The organism is Clostridium bowmanii (assembly GCF_018861315.1).
GTDB lineage: Bacteria > Bacillota > Clostridia > Clostridiales > Clostridiaceae > Clostridium_AD > Clostridium_AD bowmanii.
Map to the genome: position 1 here is coordinate 81,170 of NZ_JAHLDL010000016.1, position 19,276 is coordinate 100,445.

The 19,276-nt window shown below is 31.4% G+C and carries 16 protein-coding genes and 1 riboswitch; of the genes, 2 read left to right on the forward strand and 14 right to left on the reverse strand.

The window, feature by feature from the left end; genetic code table 11:
- Nucleotides 1-34 precede the first annotated feature (34 nt).
- The 5 genes from KPL51_RS12400 to KPL51_RS12420 all read right to left on the reverse strand — a co-directional run bounded on the left by KPL51_RS12400 (nucleotide 35) and on the right by KPL51_RS12420 (nucleotide 4,362).
- A complete protein-coding gene (locus KPL51_RS12400) occupies nucleotides 35-1,156 on the reverse strand; it encodes a pyridoxal phosphate-dependent aminotransferase (protein WP_216161788.1) in 1,122 nt (373 codons plus the stop codon).
- Between the two features lie 176 nt (nucleotides 1,157-1,332).
- A complete protein-coding gene (gene cobS, locus KPL51_RS12405; protein ID WP_216161855.1) occupies nucleotides 1,333-2,091 on the reverse strand; it encodes an adenosylcobinamide-GDP ribazoletransferase in 759 nt (252 codons plus the stop codon).
- Between the two features lie 171 nt (nucleotides 2,092-2,262).
- The gene (gene cobC / locus KPL51_RS12410) at nucleotides 2,263-2,856 is read right to left on the reverse strand and encodes an alpha-ribazole phosphatase (protein ID WP_216161791.1); all 594 of its coding nucleotides are present in this window, start codon (nucleotides 2,854-2,856) and stop codon (nucleotides 2,263-2,265) included.
- Nucleotides 2,853-3,929: a nicotinate-nucleotide--dimethylbenzimidazole phosphoribosyltransferase gene (gene cobT, locus KPL51_RS12415; RefSeq protein ID WP_216161794.1), complete on the reverse strand. Its 1,077-nt coding sequence runs from the start codon at nucleotides 3,927-3,929 to the stop codon at nucleotides 2,853-2,855. Before cobT ends, cobC begins: the two co-directional genes overlap by 4 nt.
- A 172-nt stretch (nucleotides 3,930-4,101) precedes the next feature.
- Entirely contained in the window at nucleotides 4,102-4,362 is a 261-nt protein-coding gene (locus KPL51_RS12420) for a DUF3892 domain-containing protein (protein WP_224853490.1), read from the reverse strand.
- Nucleotides 4,363-4,644: 282 nt separating this feature from the next.
- Between KPL51_RS12420 and KPL51_RS12425 the strand changes: the two genes are divergently transcribed.
- A complete protein-coding gene (locus KPL51_RS12425) occupies nucleotides 4,645-5,424 on the forward strand; it encodes a nitroreductase family protein (RefSeq protein ID WP_216161798.1) in 780 nt (259 codons plus the stop codon).
- A 108-nt stretch (nucleotides 5,425-5,532) separates the two neighbouring features.
- Here KPL51_RS12425 and rpsA read toward each other — a convergent pair whose 3' ends face one another.
- The 9 genes from rpsA to speD all read right to left on the reverse strand — a co-directional run bounded on the left by rpsA (nucleotide 5,533) and on the right by speD (nucleotide 17,577).
- Complete coding sequence (gene rpsA / locus KPL51_RS12430; RefSeq protein WP_216161801.1) at nucleotides 5,533-6,564, reverse strand: 30S ribosomal protein S1; 1,032 nt, start codon at nucleotides 6,562-6,564, stop codon at nucleotides 5,533-5,535.
- A 307-nt stretch (nucleotides 6,565-6,871) separates the two neighbouring features.
- The gene (locus KPL51_RS12435) at nucleotides 6,872-7,447 is read right to left on the reverse strand and encodes a xanthine phosphoribosyltransferase (RefSeq protein WP_216161804.1); all 576 of its coding nucleotides are present in this window, start codon (nucleotides 7,445-7,447) and stop codon (nucleotides 6,872-6,874) included.
- Nucleotides 7,448-7,696: 249 nt separating this feature from the next.
- Nucleotides 7,697-7,798, reverse strand: a riboswitch (purine riboswitch).
- A gap of 176 nt (nucleotides 7,799-7,974) precedes the next feature.
- A complete protein-coding gene (locus tag KPL51_RS12440) occupies nucleotides 7,975-10,407 on the reverse strand; it encodes a glycogen/starch/alpha-glucan phosphorylase (protein WP_216161809.1) in 2,433 nt (810 codons plus the stop codon).
- A gap of 69 nt (nucleotides 10,408-10,476) precedes the next feature.
- Nucleotides 10,477-11,910 (reverse strand): glycogen synthase GlgA, encoded by a 1,434-nt coding sequence (glgA, locus tag KPL51_RS12445; protein WP_216161812.1) that lies wholly within the window; start codon nucleotides 11,908-11,910, stop codon nucleotides 10,477-10,479.
- A 24-nt stretch (nucleotides 11,911-11,934) separates the two neighbouring features.
- On the reverse strand, nucleotides 11,935-13,047 hold the full coding sequence (gene glgD / locus KPL51_RS12450) for a glucose-1-phosphate adenylyltransferase subunit GlgD (protein WP_216161815.1): 1,113 nt from the start codon (nucleotides 13,045-13,047) through the stop codon (nucleotides 11,935-11,937).
- Between the two features lie 17 nt (nucleotides 13,048-13,064).
- Nucleotides 13,065-14,219, reverse strand: coding sequence for a glucose-1-phosphate adenylyltransferase (locus KPL51_RS12455; RefSeq protein WP_216161818.1), 1,155 nt, complete (start codon nucleotides 14,217-14,219; stop codon nucleotides 13,065-13,067).
- Between the two features lie 543 nt (nucleotides 14,220-14,762).
- Nucleotides 14,763-15,110, reverse strand: a complete 348-nt coding sequence (locus tag KPL51_RS12460) for an ATP-grasp domain-containing protein (protein ID WP_216161821.1) — start codon at nucleotides 15,108-15,110, stop codon at nucleotides 14,763-14,765.
- 100 nt (nucleotides 15,111-15,210) lie between these two features.
- Nucleotides 15,211-16,515, reverse strand: a complete 1,305-nt coding sequence (gene murA / locus KPL51_RS12465) for a UDP-N-acetylglucosamine 1-carboxyvinyltransferase (protein WP_216161824.1) — start codon at nucleotides 16,513-16,515, stop codon at nucleotides 15,211-15,213.
- A 243-nt stretch (nucleotides 16,516-16,758) separates the two neighbouring features.
- Nucleotides 16,759-17,577, reverse strand: a complete 819-nt coding sequence (gene speD / locus KPL51_RS12470) for an adenosylmethionine decarboxylase (RefSeq protein WP_216161829.1) — start codon at nucleotides 17,575-17,577, stop codon at nucleotides 16,759-16,761.
- Nucleotides 17,578-17,855: 278 nt separating this feature from the next.
- On the opposite strand from speD, the gene asd reads away from it, so the two are divergent.
- Nucleotides 17,856-18,941, forward strand: a complete 1,086-nt coding sequence (gene asd / locus KPL51_RS12475; protein WP_216161832.1) for an aspartate-semialdehyde dehydrogenase — start codon at nucleotides 17,856-17,858, stop codon at nucleotides 18,939-18,941.
- Nucleotides 18,942-19,276: the final 335 nt, after the last annotated feature.

The following is a 19,276-nucleotide window of genomic DNA, read 5'->3' on the forward strand; positions in this document are numbered from 1 at the left end:
AAAGTTGAATTAGTTATTAAGTGTCCCCAGAGGGTTAAGTTAAACTCCTAAGCATAAGAATCAGCTTTTCATTAGTGTCCCTATCCTTAATAGCTAGCCTTATATACTGATTATTAAGTCCTCTAAAATTATCTGCTTTTCTTATAACAAAACCTTGAGCTAAACATAATTTATAAAGTTCCTCTGAGGTTAGTGTTTTTCCAGAGGCTAGTCCATTTAATTTACATAATACATAATTTCCATAGCTTAAATATACTTCTTCTATAAAGGAAATATTTTTTAATGAACATAGAAAACTTGGCCTTTCGCCACTTATCCACTGTTTGCTTTTTTCAATATACTCACTATCTTTTAACACATGACGTGCAGCTACTTCTGCAAAACAGTTTATATTCCAAGGATTTTGTTTTTCTTTAATGTTTTTTATTAAAGCACTGTTACTGCTTATTCCATACCCAAACCTTATACCTGGCACTGCAAAAAATTTAGTTAAAGCTCTGATTATAAATAAGCATTTATAATTTTTAAGGCTTCCCACAAAACTGTGTTGCTCGTCTCCCGTAAATTCAATAAAAGCTTCATCTATTATTATTACTTTATCGTTACTCTCACAATATTCTAGAATTTTTTGAAACTCCTCTTTATCAATGATATTGCCATTAGGATTATTGGGATTACCCAAAATTATGGCTTGAACCACTTTCAATTTATCTAGAATATCTTCATAATCATAGGAAAGTTCAACATAATCCTGATTTAATAAATCACTCTCATTGATCTGCTCTTTTAAATTTAAAGACTTTTTTAAATATGAGTACTCTATATTACAATTCCACTTTTTAGCATCAATTTCATACTCTACAAAAGAAGGCACCACAATTAGTAAACTTTTGTGGCAAGATATAACTAAATCAATTATTTCCGCAGCACCATTGCCTAATACAAAATACTCCTCTGGGCAACCAACATATTCCTTTAAACCTTTTAACACATCCCTATACTTAATATCTGGATATCTTGTTAAAGCATCTACTGCCTCACTAATGTTATCAATGAAGCTACTGGGAACTCCTAATGGATTTATGTTAGAACTATAATCTATTAACTCTCTTCCCCGAAGTAATCCATCAGTATAAACATCTCCACCATGTATCATTGAATACCGTCCTTTCTAGTTGCAACCCTTGTGTATGAGTAATTCTTTTTAATTTAACGTAGTCGCATTAACCCCTTATTTAATATATATTAATAGATATTAATGGCAATAGTTGTTAACCGTCCCCACCTAACACTCACTTAACACTTAAAATTGATTCGCTTAACTTGAGTTACTTAAACTTGATTCATAGCTACAAATAAAACCATAACCAGGATTTCAACTAATTCATTATTTGCGCCTAAGCTATCCCCTGTAAGTCCAGTAATTTTACTCTCACAAAACTTATTAAACAAGAAACTTAAAACCATTCCTGAAACTATCAATATAATACTTTTATTAATTCCTATTAATAGAGTCCCAAGTGCAATAGTTATAATTGCTGTAATCACTAGTCTTTTCACATCAATATTACCGATAAATATATTTCCTGAGCCCTTCTCTTTAGCATTTTTCCCTATGAAAGATATGAACACTACAGTAAATCTTGCAATTATTGGGGTTACAATTAATATAAGCGGTAAATTCATTTCAATAATAGTGGATACCGCTGCATATCGTGCCAACATATCAAAAACTATGGCAATACTAGCATAAGTACCTACTCTACTATCCTTCATAACTTCTATTATTTTATCTTTGCCGCCTTTAAATGAAAAGAAACCATCACAGGTGTCTCCCAGTCCATCCACATGTAGTCCTCCAGTAAGAACTATTGGTATAATAACTACAAATACTGCTGTAATATTTACTGGCAATACTTTTATTAACAGATAATAAATTACCCATTGAACAAGCCCTATAAATAATCCTACTACCGGAAAAAATATAGATCCTTTCTTAAAATTTTCTCTTTCACAGTTCAAATTTTTATTTATAGGTATACGTGTAAAAAACTGAAAAAACAGTAAAAAATCATTGAAATATTCTCTCATTTGTTTGTTTGCAAAGACTTCCCCTTGCAAACCTCACCTCTTTCCTAGATATGTATAATGCATTATGCATCATGAACTATATGTTATTCATTACTAGTTACTCTTTATTAGTTACTCTTTATTAGTTACTCTTTATTAGTTACTCTTTATTAGTTACCCTTTGTTAGTTATTTATTGTGCATTATGAATAATGGAATCAATATATAAATTACCAAATTCATATTTTATAATGCTAATATCACCATTTTTACAACCAAACTTCCAAAACAAATCTATATTCTCATTCATAACGTAACAATATATAGCTCTTATGACTCCGGAATGAGTGCATAATAAAATATTATCACATTCTAACTTTTTAATTTCTTCCATAAAACACTTAACTCTCTCACATAACTTAATATAACTTTCTCCCCTGGGCGGTACAAATTCCATCCAATTATTTTGCCAACAGTCACATTCCTCTGGATAGAGCCGCTTAATTTCCTGGTAGGTCTTCCCTTCAAAATCACCAAAATTAGTTTCATTTATTCTACTGTCCTGTATAATTTCAACTTCTGCTTGTCCTAAAACTAATTTTGTCATTTCTCTAGTTCTTTTTTTATCACTAATATATACTTTATCTAATTTTATATCATTAAAGAAAGCCTTAGCACTATTTCCCTGGCTTATACCAATTGAATTTAAACTTATATCCAAATTCCCATAATAAGAACTTTTTCTGTTTTCTTCAGTCTGACCATGCCTTAATAAATAAATGTTCATTTTTCATCCCTTATATCTATATACTTTTTGCTGTCAAGGGTTGCCTCTTCAAAGGTTCCCATATTATCCATTGTAAAAAGTGCTGCCTCAATTATATTAAAAGCAAGAGGGCAACCTGAACCTTCCCCTAGTCTCATATTCAAATTCAGCATAGGTGCAAGTCCTATTTCCTTCATTATAAAAGCAGCTCCTGGTTCCGCAGATAAGTGAGATGCAAATATATATCCCTTAACTAAAGGGTTCAATTTATAAGCACAAAGTGCAGCCGCTGAGGCTATAAACCCATCAATAACAATAGGTACTCTATTTTTTGCTGCTGCTAGAAAACAACCACACAATCCTGCAATGTCGAATCCTCCAACTTTTGATAACACATCAATAACATCATCTTTATCCGGTTTATTTATTTCAATGGCCCTTTTTATTACTCGCTTTTTATTAATAAATTGCTCCTCTGTTATTCCAGAGCCTTTACCTACTGACATATCTACATCTAGGCCTGAAAACACACTTAAAATAGCTGCACTTGTAGCAGTATTCCCAACACCCATTTCTCCTGTACCAAACAAATCATAACCTTTACTTACTAGATCATCAATTGTTTCTATACCAACTTCTATAGCTTTAATTGTTTGCTGCCTAGTCATTGCAGGCCCCTTCATCATATTCATAGTACCGTATGCGATTTTTCTATCTATGATTTTAGGATTATTAAACTCCGCATCAACTCCAACATCTACAACTGTAATGTCACTTCCAGCAAATTTTGATAAAACATAAACTCCTGTTATCTTTTTAGTGAAATTATTAGTAACTGTAGCAGTTACACTTTTAGGGCAATTAGAAACATCCTCTTCCACCACTCCATTATCGCTGCACATTATAACCACATTTTTTTTATTGATTTTATTATGTACTTCACCAGTAATCCCTACAATCTTAGCTATAATATTTTCTATTTCACCAAGACTTCCTATGGGTTTCGTTAAATTATCAATTCTATCCCATGCTTTTTTCATAGCTTCTTTATTTAGAGGCTGGATACACCTCAAGGTCTTTTCTAGAATTTCCATTCGTTTCTCCCCCTGTTAATCTGCGTCTATTAAACAATTTTAACACATTTCAAGGCTGGTTCCCATTATTTTAGCGGAAAAATTTAATGGTTAAAATTGCAAATAGAACTACTAAGCAACCCCACTAAAAAAACAGAGACAAAATTGTCCCTGTTTCACATAGTCATACTTTCTAATAGATTTCGTTATCGTCTATGATTGGCAAACTATCTAAATTATTGGATTTATTTCCATCAGGTAGACTTTTTAAGAATTCTTCACCTTTTTTTGAAGTTGAGATAGAAACTCCACCTATATTTCCTTGTTTAGCCAAACTGACTGCTTGTGCTTTTGAAACTATATCTCCATTTTCAAACTCGTAAGCTGTTATTTCTCCACCGTTGTCCTTAACTACTCTACTAATCATATGAGATGAGCCTTCTCTTTTATTCAAATCAACACTACCTTTCACAATTTTTTTAACACATAAAGCTGTGTTTATTATTGCAGATGATTAAGCATTATCAATTGACTTATTTATTACTTAAAGTATCTACCTATACAGTTTTACCAATTATATAAGTAATTATTATAAATATTCATATATTTTTTTGGTAATAACAGGGTAATAACAGTAAAAAAATATTGTAAGCTGTTGGCACTTTGTTGTATACTATTCCTTATTACTATTATTAAAATATGTAACTATATATTATTTAAGATGGAGGTATTTAATTTGATAAAAGCTATGAATTCTAGGAAATCTGTGAGAAAGTATATAGATAAAAGTATATCCGCTGAAGATTTACAAAAGATTAGAACTATTATAAGTGATGTTAAACCACTGTTTGACACTATACCAATGGAATCAATACTAATTGAAGATGGTGAAAAAATTCATGCTACTTTTAAAGGCCTTATTGCTAAATATACAAAAGTTAAAGCTCCCCATTATCTAGCCTTTACTTCCGAATCTATGGAAGGTCATTTAGAAAACATAGGTTTTATTGGTGAGGAAATAGTTCTTAAGTTAACACAACTTGGACTTGGAACTTGTTGGCTGGGCAGTGCAATTAAACAAGATGTATTCAAAACTATAGTGGAAGTAAAAGACAAACAAAATTTTATAATTTTAATTGCTTTTGGATATCCAGTTGAGGAGTTAAAACCAATAAAAAACAGAAAAAGATTAGATAAAAGCAAACTTGTTACTGGTACTTATGATGATAAATATGAAATTATAGTCCAATCACTTATTGATGCTCCCTCTGCTGTTAATTCTCAGCCTTGGAAATTATCCATTACTGATAATAAGTTCGACTTATATTTAGAAAATAAAAATATTTTAACCAAAAACATGCTTAAAGACACCAACCATATAGATATGGGTATTGGTCTTAATCATTTATATAATTCAGCAATTGAACTAGGCTACAACGTGGAACTAAAGCAGGCTCCTCATAGTTCTCATAATGATTCACGTTATGTTATTAGTGCCTTGTTAAATAAATCCTAAACAATTTATTTAACAAGGGAATGTAACAATCTACCTACATTATTTTCAAAAAAAACAAAAGCCATAGGAGACAAGATTCATGTCTCCTATGGCTTTTAATCTTTTATATTAAAATTTATAATCTTTGAATTTGTTCTTAAATAAATCGCCTAGTGTTAAACCCTGTCCATCGCCATTATATTCTGAAAGATCACCATAACTCTTATCTAAGGCTTCTTTAATACTTAGGCTTATTCTTCTATCTTTTTCATTAATATCTCCGATTTTAACTTTAACAACGTCTCCAACCTTTAATACATCAGAAACTTTTTCTATACGATCTTCTGATATTTCTGAAAGATGAACAAGTCCATCTATACCTGAAGGAAGTTGTACAAAAGCACCAAAGTCCATTATTCTTACTACAGTTCCCTCTACTATATCATTTATGTGATATGTACTTGATATATTATTCCATGGGTTTCCTTTTGCTTCTTTAAGTCCTAGAGATATTCTGCCTTTTTCTCTATCAAGATCTAAAACATGAACTTCCAATTCCTGTCCAACAGATACTACCTCTGATGGATCTTGAACTCTTTTCCATGATAATTCTGATATGTGAATAAGACCATCAACACCGCCTAAATCAACAAAAGCACCAAATTTAGCAAGTCTTGTTACAACGCCTTTTCTAAGGTCGCCTTTTTTAAGCTCATCCCATACTAAATTACCTTTAGCTTCGTTTTCTTCTTTTTCTATAACTTTTCTAGATAAAACTAATTTTTTGTTTTCTTTTTCTAATTCAATTATTTTAACTTCCATAGTTTTTCCTTTGAAATCTTGTAAATTTTCTATATAAGAAGTTGACATTTGTGATGCAGGAATGAATGCTCTAATTCCTTCAACATCAGCTGTAGCTCCACCTTTTACTATTTCATTAATTGTAATTTCAAAAGCTTTATTTTGTTCTGAAATTTCTTGTAATTTATCCCATATATCAATACCATCTTCAACATCAATATTTACTACAGATTCGTCAATGTTCTCCATTGCCTCTTTCATAGTAATTTCCTCTACATTATCCACTGCATCTTTAACTGTAACTTCCTCAACATTATCCACTGCATCATTCATTAGAACTTCTTTATTATCCGTTGTCATACAATACACTCCTCTATTCCATTATTTTATTAAAACTATCCTTGAATTAGTTATATAGGTTAATATTCATATTCTATATATTCATCCAAATCCTGCTTATTTTTATGATTTTATAGAATATCTATAAAATCAGTTTCGCTATTTAATTTTTTTGTCATTCCTACTATTTAAATATCACACTACTCATTATACACAAAAAAATCATAAAATACAAAGTTGTTTGTAATTCTTCGCAAAATAATTAAAAAATAGCGGGGATACTTAACAACTTTTTGAATTATTTACATTTAAAAGCACATCATTCGTCTTATTCCTTAAAAACTATGGTGTTATCTTTTATAGATTTTACTATGGCTAAAGATTCTACTCTAACACCCGTGGCTTCTATGCGGCTTCTACCGTTTTGAAATGCTTTTTCAATTACAATTCCTACTCCAACTACTGATGCTCTAGCCTGTTCTACAATTTCCACAAGTCCAAGTACAGCATTTCCATTGGCTAGAAAATCATCAATTATTAGTATTTTATCTTCTGGATTTATGTATTTTTTACTAGTTCTTATTTTATAAGTCTTATTTTTTGTAAAAGAGAATACATCAGCTTCATATGTATCGCTATCCAAATTGGTGGCTTCATGTTTTTTTGCAAAAACCACAGGAATGTTTCCAAAATATTGTGCAACAATACATGCTATCCCTATTCCAGATGCCTCAACTGTTAATATCTTTGTAATTTCATTACTTACAAATCTTTCTTTAAATTCTTGTCCGATTTCATTGAAGAGATTTATATCTATTTGATGATTCAAAAAGCTATCAACCTTTAAGATTTCACTACCTATTACTGTTCCCTCAGCTAATATTTTCATCTTTAATGTTTCCATAATTTTCTCCTTTGCTAATTAAATTTTAGTTGTAATGTGCGTTATACTCCAACTACCCATGACTAATGCCATAGGATTCATGTTTCAATCAAAAAAAACTCCCCAGTTATAGTTAACTAGGGAGTTCATAATAAAAATAACTAACCCAAATACACAAGCATAAAAAGTAAATTCTTTAATCTTAAAGAAAAAGCTATTTAAACTTTGTAATAAAGGCAAGAACAATAATCATTTTTATAATTATTGCGCTATTTTTATTTAAACACCCATAGTCAAGTATTTTACGGTTACTTTGTAGAAACACTTAGTCCATATTTCTAAGCATATATGAGTTTATAAATATTAAGTTTTATTTTCTTCAAAATCATTGGTTTATATCTTGCTTATGATAATATTATAACATTTTTTTATTAATTTATCATATTTTTTATAAATTCGACCCATATTTTAAAAATTAATAACAAGACAATAAGCCAGCCTATTGGTAAGCTAGCTTATTGTCTTGTTATTTTATTAAAAGTATTAAATTATAATTTAATTTTAACTGCTGGTGCCTTCCAAATTTCCTTTGCATATTGCTTTATAGTGTTATCACTAGAAAATATACCGGACTTAGCAATATTTACAATGGCCATTTGTTGCCAAGTAGACTTTTGTCTAAACAACCTATCAATTTCACTTTGAGCCCTTACATAAGAATCAAAATCTTTAAGTACAAAGAACTCATCATTGTGTGGAATCAAGCTGTCGTGAATAGTAACAAATTCCATTTTATTAGAATGTAAAAATCCATTTACTAGTTGATTTACAATGGTATTTAATCTGATATCACTATCATATAAATCAGAAGCCCTATACTTTTTATTCTCGTAATATTCTATTACCTGCTGCGAAGTTAACCCAAATAATATAATGTTTTCTTTTCCCACAGCATCAAATATTTCTACATTGGCTCCATCTAAAGTAGCTATTGTTATAGCACCGTTCATCATGAATTTCATATTACCCGTACCAGAAGCTTCTTTAGAAGCAGTAGATATTTGTTCACTAACATCAGCACAAGGAATGATTTTCTCAGCTAGTGACACTCCATAATTTTCAAGGAATACTATCTTTATTTTATCTCTAGCTATAGGATCATTATTTATCCTACTTGCTAGTGTATTAATGAGCTTAATAGTTTGCTTTGCCAAATAATAACTTGGAGAAGCTTTTGCGCCAAATATAAAAGTTCTCGGCACTATGTCTAGATTAGGATTGTCTCTAAGTTGGTTATATAAATTCATTATATTAAATATATTTAAAAGTTGTCTTTTATAAGCATGCATTCTCTTTACCTGAACATCAAATATAGAATTTGGGTCAATTGAGGTCCCAAGGTTTGACATTACATAATTTGAAAATTTTATCTTGTGATTTGTTTTTATTACTTGAGTCTTCTCTTGAAAATTTTTATCCCCTGCAAAATCCATTAAGTTATGGAGCTCATTTGGAGACTTTATCCAGCTGCCTCCTATAGTTTCTGTTATAAGATTGGCAAGCTCTGGATTAGAATTTAATAGCCACCTTCTATGAGTTATGCCATTTGTTTTATTGTTAAACTTTTCTGGATAGAATTCGTAAAAATCTGAAAGCTCTTGATGCTTTAATAATTCTGTATGCAATTTTGCTACTCCATTAACTGAATGACTTCCTACAATTGCCAAATATGCCATCCTTATATACCCATCTTGAATAATGGACATTTTATTGACTTTATTCCAATTACCGTTGTATTTATGGTAAATTTCGTTACAAAAACGCCTGTTTATTTCTTCTGTAATCATATAAATACGTGGTAGTAATTTTTTAAACATATCTACAGGCCATTTTTCTAGTGCTTCTGCCATAATTGTGTGGTTAGTATAGGCCATTGTAGCTGTTGTTATAGCATACGCATCATCCCAATTTAAGCCTTCCTCATCCATTAACAGTCTCATAAGTTCTGCCACAGCTACTGCAGGGTGAGTATCATTTATCTGCACTGCTACGTGCTTATGAAAATCTTGCAGTGAAAGATCCATCTTTTTGTAACTTTTCATAATACTTTGCATTCCAGCACTTACAAAAAAGTACTCTTGCTTAAGCCTTAGTAGTCGTCCTTTCTCATAGCTATCATCTGGATATAACACTTGAGAAATGGCCTCTACTGAGTATTTATCCTCTCCTGCTTTTGCATAATTACCTTGACTAAAAGATGAGAAATCAAAATCCTCTTCCATAGTTTCTGCACTCCAAAGCCTTAAGGTATTTACAGTATTATTTTTATATCCTTTTATTGGAGTATCATAGGGAACTGCTCTTACAGATTGATAATTTTCATGGACAACTTTCGTTTCACCATTTTCTTCCTTTAAATAAACGTCACCAGCAAATCTTACTTCTACAGCCTTATTTTCTTTTCTTATTTCCCATACGTTACCATTCTTTAACCAATTGTCAGGAACTTCTACTTGATACCCATTTTCTATCTTCTGTTTAAATAATCCATATTTATATCTTATACCGCAGCCATGACCAGGTATCCCTGTGGATGCCATTGAGTCCAAGAAACAAGCTGCCAATCTTCCAAGACCACCATTACCAAGGCCGGCATCTAATTCTATGTCCTCTATTTCAATCCAGTTAATCCCTAAGTCCCCAAATGCTTCCACACAAATATCCTTTATACCTAAATTAACTAAATTACTATTTAATAACCTACCAACTAAGAACTCCATAGAAAAATAATATACTTGTTTTCCTTTATTTTCTCCATACTCTTTATTAGTTTTTATCCAGGCTTTAGAGCAATAATCTTTTATCAATGCTCCTAAAGCAAAATATTGATGCAGCCGAGATGCATCTACTGCATCTTCTGCAAACATATTTTGTAATTTTTCTATATAATCATTCTTAAAGTTCTCTTTATCTATTACCACAGTACTCACCACCTAGAAATTTTAAAATCTCCTACAAATAAAAACTTAATATATTACTATAAATAAAACTTAATCTATTAAATTACTATATAAATCCATATAGTTTTCAGCGGAATTTTCCCAACTATTGTTTGAATTCATAGCATTTCTAACTAATTTGTTCCAAGAATCTTTGTCTTTGTATAGATCTAAAGCTCTATCTATGGCCTCTAATAGGTCATCACTACTATAATTTGTAAAAGAAAAACCATTTCCAGTGCCCGTATATTTATTATATGGGGTGATAGTATCTTTTAATCCTCCAGTTTCACGAACAATTGGAATACTTCCATATTTTAAAGCTATAAGCTGACCAATACCACAAGGTTCAAATAAGGATGGCATCAAAAACATATCTGATGCAGCATATATTTTCTGAGCTAGAACCTCATCAAAAATAATGTTTGTAGATATCCTACTTGGGTAAATAGATGCATAATACTTAAATATATCTTCATAATATTCGTCACCATTACCTAGCAACACTATTTGTATAGGAAGACTTAGCAATTCTTGAAGTTTTTCAACTATTAAATCTAAGCCCTTTTGTTTTACTAGTCTAGTTACAATGCCTATCATTGGTATATCTTCATTTACAGTAAAACATAGTTCACATTGAAGCTTTAATTTATTTTTCGTCTTTTGTTTTCTAGTTTCATAATCGTAATTATAAAGTATTTTTTTATCCACTTTAGGATCGTAGAGCTCATAATCTATACCATTTACTATTCCGTATAGTTTATCAGATTGTGAACGTAATAAGCCATCTAAGCCTTCCCCGTAAAATGGGGTCTGTATTTCTTTTGCATAAGTTTCACTTACAGTGGTTACTGCATCTGCGAAAACAATTCCACCCTTCATAAAGGATACAGCATCATAAAATTTCAGCGCATCATCACTATTATACCCATAATTTAAATTTAATAACTCTCCAAGTATTTCTTTTGGGAATACTCCTTGATATTTCAAATTATGAATAGTAAATACACTTTTTATTTTACTATACATTTCATCATCTTTATAGTTATCTTTAAGTAGCGCTGGCACAATTCCACAATGCCAATCATTGCAATGAATTATATCCGGTACAAAATCTCCCATATATTTTATGGATTCTAATATTGCTTTTGAAAAATAAGAATATCTCTCTCCATCATCATAGCATCCGTATATTTCAGGTCTTTCAAAATAATATTCATTATCTATAAAATAATAGGGTATCTCATCATAAGTTAAATGTTGCAAACCGCAATATTGACTTCTCCAGCCAACTGGAACAGTGAAACTCGCTACAGTTTCCATACAATTTCTAAAAGACAATGGAATTCCACTGTATTTAGGTATAATTACTCTTGCATCAATGCCCATCTTTCTTAGTGCCTTAGGTAGTGCATATGCTACGTCCCCAAGTCCTCCCGTTTTTATAAAAGGGTATGCTTCAGAAGCCACAAATAATATTTTCATACTAAACCTCCTCTGATTTTAAAATTATTCTAGTCGAGATTTTTTCTCTATAACAACTGGGAATTCTTCATCCCCTTTTAATACTGTATTCTCATGTATAATAGTATTTTTATCAATTATAACATTGGTTAGCATGCATCCCTCTTTAATCTCACAATTCTCGAATATTATACAATTTTTAACTTCTGCACCAGCATGTACAGTAACACTTCTTGAAATTATACTATTTTCAATACTACCTTTTAAAATACATCCATTGGATATCAGTGCATTATTAACTTTTGATCCATCAAAGTATTTCGTTGGTGCTCCATCTTTACTCTTTGTATATATTAACCCATTATTAAAAAATAATTCTTTGGTTACTTTTCCATTTAGCATATCCATACTAGTTTTATAATAATTTTTTATAGAATTTACACATTGAAGGTATCCTTTAAACTCATATGCATTTACATCAAGCTTGGCAACACGATTGTAAATAGCGGCTTTTAATGAATTATGATAACCAGTCTGAACACTCTCGTTTATAATAGTTATCAGGGTACTTTTTTTCATTATAAACATTTCCATACATATATTTAGTTTATCCTCTTCTCCTATATTTTTTCCTATACTCAAAACTTTATTTTCTTCATTGATATATAAGGTATTACAGTTTACAAAATGCTTTTTAGCATTATTCGTTTTTTTGTATAATAGGGTTATATCACTACCTGATTCTTCGTGATACTTAGCAGCCTCATTGTAATCCATGTTACATAACATATAGGAAGAAGATATTATTACATATTCTTGCTTAGTCCTATAAATATATTCAATATTATCTCTTATTGCATCTATATCTCCTAATTGTGATCTATCTGAACTAAAATTAAATAAAAATAATCCATTTAACTTTCTGTCCAAATCCCAAGATTTCCCTGAGCCTAAATGATCCACGAGAGACCTAGTTTTTGTATTAGCAAATATCCCTACATTATGAATGCCCGAATTAATCATATTTGATAGCACAAAATCTATAATTCTATATCTTCCACCTATAGGTATAGATGCTATAGGCCTTGATTTTGTAAGACTTTTAATATTATCTTCATTCTCATTTAACATTAATATTCCAATATAATTTTTAAGCATACTATCACCCCCTAATTTTATAAGTTAGCTGTTATCTTCGAATCAACTTTAATGTCTTTTCCGCCTTCTATAACAACGATATTGTCTCCATTTCCGATGTTCGAATTACGTCTTATGGTAACATTGCTGCCTATAATAGCTTTATCTATCACAACATTATTTCCTATTTTTGTATTAGGTAGAATAACCGAGTTGGTTATTTTTGAATTTTTCCCTATATGTACTCCTTGGAATAAAACACAGTTGTTTACTTCTCCAAAAACAGTACAACCTTCATTTAACATTGCATTATTAATATTTGCGTCGGGCCCTATATATTGTGGTGGTAGCATTGCATTAACTGTATATATTCTCCACTCATTATCATGTATATTTAAATCATTATCTTCAGATAGTAAATCCATATTAGCTTCCCAAAAACTTTCAATAGTACCAACATCTCTCCAATATCCTTTGAAGGGATAGGCATAAAGTTTCTGCTCTTTTTTAATCATTTTTGGTATTATATTTTTTCCGAAATCGTTATCAGAATTTTTATCAAGGTTGTCCTCTTTTAAAAGTTGCTTAAGAACTGCCCAATTAAAAATATAAACACCCATAGAAGCTAAGTTACTTTTTGGCTTTACTGGTTTTTCATCAAATTCATAGATAGTATTATCTTTCCTAGTGTTCATCATTCCAAATCTACTAGCTTCCTCAAGTGATACTTCGAGTACTGCAATAGTAACATCTGCACCTTTTTCTTTGTGATAATCTAGCATTTTAGAATAGTCCATTTTATAAATATGGTCTCCTGATAAAATAAGCACATATTCTGGATCATAGCTATCAATGTAATTTGTATTTTGAAATATAGCATCCGCAGTACCATTGTACCAATTACCCCCATCTTCACTTTGATAAGGTGCAAGCATGGTTACCCCGCCATTTCTTCTGTCTAAATCCCATGGTGCGCCTATCCCAATATGAGAATTTAAAGCCAAAGGTTGGTATTGAGTAAGAACCCCTACTGTGTCAATATTAGAATTGGAACAATTACTTAAAGAAAAATCTATAATCCTATACTTTCCTCCAAAGGGAACTGCTGGCTTTGCTATCATTTTCGTTAACTGTTTTAGCCTTGAACCTTGACCCCCTGCTAATATCATAGCTATCATTTCTTTTTTTAACATGCTAGTTTCCTCCTTTTTAAATCTACACTAATGAAATACGTTTGTAAAAAAGATTAACATATCGACTGTTTTTTAAATATGAATAGATATGCAGTAGTTCACAATAATTGTGTTATATATTGAAGATTTGAAAAAATGATAAACAATTTTTTCACAATATCATTTATAAGAATATTTTTAATAATTTTGTTAAAAGTATACCATAGAAACGCAGGAAAAACATATCAAAAATAAAAATTCTCATATTTTTGTAATGTTTTAAATTAAACCCAATTTTACTACTAATATTTCAAAATCCAGTGGCATATTTTGTACAAAATAGTCTGTTTTGGTTTGTTTTGGTTACACCCCCAGAGGTAACTTAAGTTACTTTTTCCGCTTCTTCTCCAATTATCCTTATGCCTTTTTCTATATCTTCCATAGACACTCTAGAAAAACCTAATCTTATTGTGTCATCTCCATGACGGTAGCTTACTCCCAAAAGGAAGCATACCATCTTGGATCATTTCCTTCATATACTTGTAAACCTGAATATAAATAGTTTCATGTTGTAGGATGTATAGATATTACGGGAAGTATTTCCCCATTTAATATGCAGCAGGTTATTTCCTCACCTTTTATATATTCTTCAATTATAATTTCATGATCATATTTTAAAGCTTCTTTCACTCCTTCTTTAAGCTCATCTTTTGAATGTGCCAAGATAGTTCCGATACTTGAGCCTCCACTATTAGGTTTTACAATTAGTGGGTATCCTATATTTTCTATTATACTATAATCTATTTTATTTTCATCTTTTACTAATATCCACTTTGGTGTTTTTATTCCTTCCGATACAAACAATTTTTTACTTATATTTTTATCCATACATAATGCACTGGCGAGTTTCATGATGTAGTGGTATCCCAACAGAAAAAAACTTCAGTTGGAGTGTCAATCTCCTTCTGAAGTCCTTAATTAAGTAGCTTTATTAAATTTTCTGAAGCTGTGTTTAACAAACACTTAAACTAGCTTCCTCATCATCTTCTTGTTCTTCTTCTTCGATTTTTTCAACTAATTTTATATTTGCACCCAATGATACAAAATCTTTCACAATATCCACGTATCCACGTTCGATATGTTCCACCCCAGTAATATAGGTTGTCCCCTCCGCAATTAGTCCAGCTAAAATAAGAGATATTCCAGCCCTTACATCTGAAGCATTGACCCATGCTCCTTTTAAGGAGCGGTTACCTGGGATTGTTACGCTTCCTTCTTTAATAATAATATCGGCTCCCATGCGATTTAGCTCATGGCAATTATTAAATCTTCCTGGATAAACCGTATCAGTAATGACACTGTGACTGCTGGCAACTAGCATCATGGATGTTAGGGGCTGTTGTAAATCCGTTGCGAATCCTGGATACATAGTAGCCTTAACATTTATACCCTGAATTTTGTCATCAGTATATGCTCTTATAAAATCATTTCCCTCTTCTATACAAACCCCTGCTTCTTTAAGCTTCGCTGTGCAGGATATCAAATGCTCAGGTATAATACCCTGAACTTTAATATTACCACCGGTTATAGCTGCTGCCATTAGATAGGACCCTGCAATTAATCTATCTGGAATAGCGCAGTGAGTACCTCCGCCTAGTGTTTTTACGCCTTCAATAATAATTAGGTCTGTTCCCGCACCTTTAACGCAGGCTCCCATTTCATTCAAAAACATAGCCACATCAACAACTTCCGGGTCCCTAGCTACATTTCGTAATATTGTTTTGCCTTCGGCAAGCACAGCTGCAAGCATTATATTTATGGTAGCACCACTTGAAATTACATCTAAATATATGTCAGCTCCAATAAGTTTCTCTGCTTCAACTACATAATAATCATTATAAAAATTGAATTTTGCTCCTAATGCTTCTAGTCCTTTAATGTGTTGATCGATAGGTCTTGACCCAAAATCATCCCCACCTGGATATCCTATAGAAACCCTTTTAAATTTTCCAAGCAATGCTCCTGCAAAATAATAAGATGCTCTAAAGTGAGCCGATTTATTATGATCTATAAGTGAACTATGAATATTGGATGGGTCTAGTATTAACTTATCATTATTAATTACTATCTTCATTCCGATATCCTTAGCAATATCGCAAACTAAGCTAACATCAGAAATATTAGGTATATTTTTTAATGTAACCTCTTCATCACATAAACAACAAGCAGCTAATAGTGGAAGCGAACTATTTTTTGATCCTGGTATAGTAATACTACCTGTTAACGAATTACTTCTAGTAATTTCTAACCAACGCATGTATACCCCCTGTATTGTATGTTTTTATCATTATGGTTTTCCATACATTATATCATTGTTACTACTATATTGTTGAAGTTTTTGGAGAATTACTGCATATAATGTAGTCAAGAAGATTTTATTGACGAAATTTGTATTAAAATATTGTTTCAACCAAACATAAAGAAGACTTCAGATGGAATACTAATCTCCCTCTGAAGCCTTAATAAACTTTTAATAGGCCATTACTAAAGTTTAAAGAAATCACCCATTAGAAATATCCATACCATAAAATATTTCTGTCATTTCTTTTTTCAATTTTTGTACAATTTCATTTTTCTCATCTTCATTTAAATCTTCTTGCTTAATCTCGAATAAATAATCATCTAACTCAAAATCGTTTAATATCATTTTTGTATGAAATATATTAGATTGATATATATTCATGTCAATTAAGTTATATCTATCTTTAGTTTCTCTAACAATATAATTTTGTATAGAATTAATTTCATGATCTATAAAATGTTTTTTACCATCCATATCTCTAGTAAAGCCGCGAACCCTATAGTCAATAGTTATAATATCCGAATCAAAGCTACTTATCAAATAATTTAGAGCTTTTAATGGGGAGATTGTCCCACATGTAGCTACATCTATATCTACTCTAAAGGTGCTAATATCATTTTGCGGATGACTCTCAGGATAAGTATGGACTGTTACATGGCTTTTATCTAGATGTCCCACAATATTCTCACGAAGGGGTGTCAGAACCCCTCTATTACAGGAAGGATCAACCAAATATATAGGTATTTCTTCCTCTGAAATAAGTAAAGTTACACTTGCTCCTTGAGGATCATAGTCCTGTTTCGCAATATTTAGCACACTAGCTCCTATTATTTCTGTAACATCATTTAGAATTTTCGTTAATCTCTCAGCATTATATTGTTCGTCAATATATTCTATATATTTCTTGCGATCTTCTTCCGTTTTAGTGTAACAAATATCATAAATATTAAAACTTAATGATTTTGTTAAATTGTTAAATCCATATAGTTTTATTTTATTTTTATCATTTTTAGGCAACTTTATTCCCCATTTCTCTTAGACTCTTCTAGAAAAATTATATAACTTATAGCTTCATTGTCAAGACCTAATTTACTATACATAATCATTGTATATAATTATTTACTTGAAGTATATCCTTTTTAACATTATAATCGTTAATAATAGTAAATTACATACATATGATTTTATATTTATTATTAGCACTATTAACTTTATAACTTAGATATGAATATATATAAATATAGCATTTACATTTTGCCACAAGTATATATCATTAAAATTGGAGGTATCAATCAATGGATAAAAAATTAAAAGTTGGATTATTAGGTGGAACTGGATTTGTTGGTCAACGTCTTGTTACACTACTAGCAAATCACCCTTATTTCGAAATAGCCGTTATTGCTGCTAGCGCGAACTCAGTGGGTAAAACTTATTTTGAGGCAGTAAATAATAGATGGAAATTGGATGTGCCAATGCCAGAGAGTGTTAAAAACATTGTGATTAAAAATATAGATGAAGTAGATTTAATAAGCAGTCAAGTTGATTTTGTATTCTGCGCAGTTAATATGCCTGCAAATGAAATTAGAGAAATTGAAGAAAAATATGCAAGAGCCGAGACTCCAGTAATTTCAAACAACTCTGCACATCGACATACGGCTGATGTTCCAATGGTTATTCCAGAAATAAATGCTGACCATTTTGATTTGATCCCAGTACAGCGTAAGCGTTTAGGCACTAAAAAAGGCTTTATTGTTGCTAAACCAAATTGTTCAATTCAAAGTTATGTTCCTGCTATAAGTGCACTTATGGAATATAAACCTACAAAAATATTAGTTTGCACCTATCAAGCTATATCTGGCTCCGGAAAAATATTTTCAGATTGGCCAGAAATTATTGATAATGTTATACCATATATAGGTGGTGAAGAAGAAAAGAGTGAGCAAGAACCACTTAAAATTTGGGGACATATAGAGAATGATAGCATAGTTAATGCTACAGGTCCTATAATTTCAACTCAATGTATTCGTGTGCCAGTGTCAGATGGTCACTTAGCTGCAATATTTGTTTCCTTTGAAGATAAACCATCTAAAGAAGCTATATTAGAGCATTGGGCAAATTTCAAAGGAAAACCTCAACTATTAAAACTCCCAAATGCCCCTGAACAGTTTATAACCTACTTTGAGGAAAATGATAGACCTCAAACTAGATTAGATAGAAATATCGAAAAAGGCATGGGCATAACCATAGGAAGACTACGTGAAGATACACTGTTTGACTATAAATTTGTTGGCTTATCTCATAATACTCTACGTGGAGCAGCCGGCGGTGCAGTGCTTACTGCGGAACTTTTAAAGGCTGAAGGGTATTTGACTTCAAAATAGAAATATTGGCACCAAATAGAAATTAAATTAAGACCTTATTACTTAAGATGGATTTTATCTTGAAGTTATGGGGTTTTTTTTATTTGAATTAATGGGGTGGGTGGGGGCAGAGCTGGGGGCAGAGCTGGGGGCAGAGCTGGGGGCAGAGGGACGCTTAGAAACTAAGCGATGAGTTAACGGGGTTATCAGGGGGACGCTTAGAAACTAAGCGAGGGTTTAACGGGATTATCAGGGGGGACGCTTACAACATAACCGATGAGTTATCGGGTTATACTAGGGCACCGGTAAGACAGAAAGCGAGGATTTAGGGGTGTTGCATGGGGGACGGTTAGGGG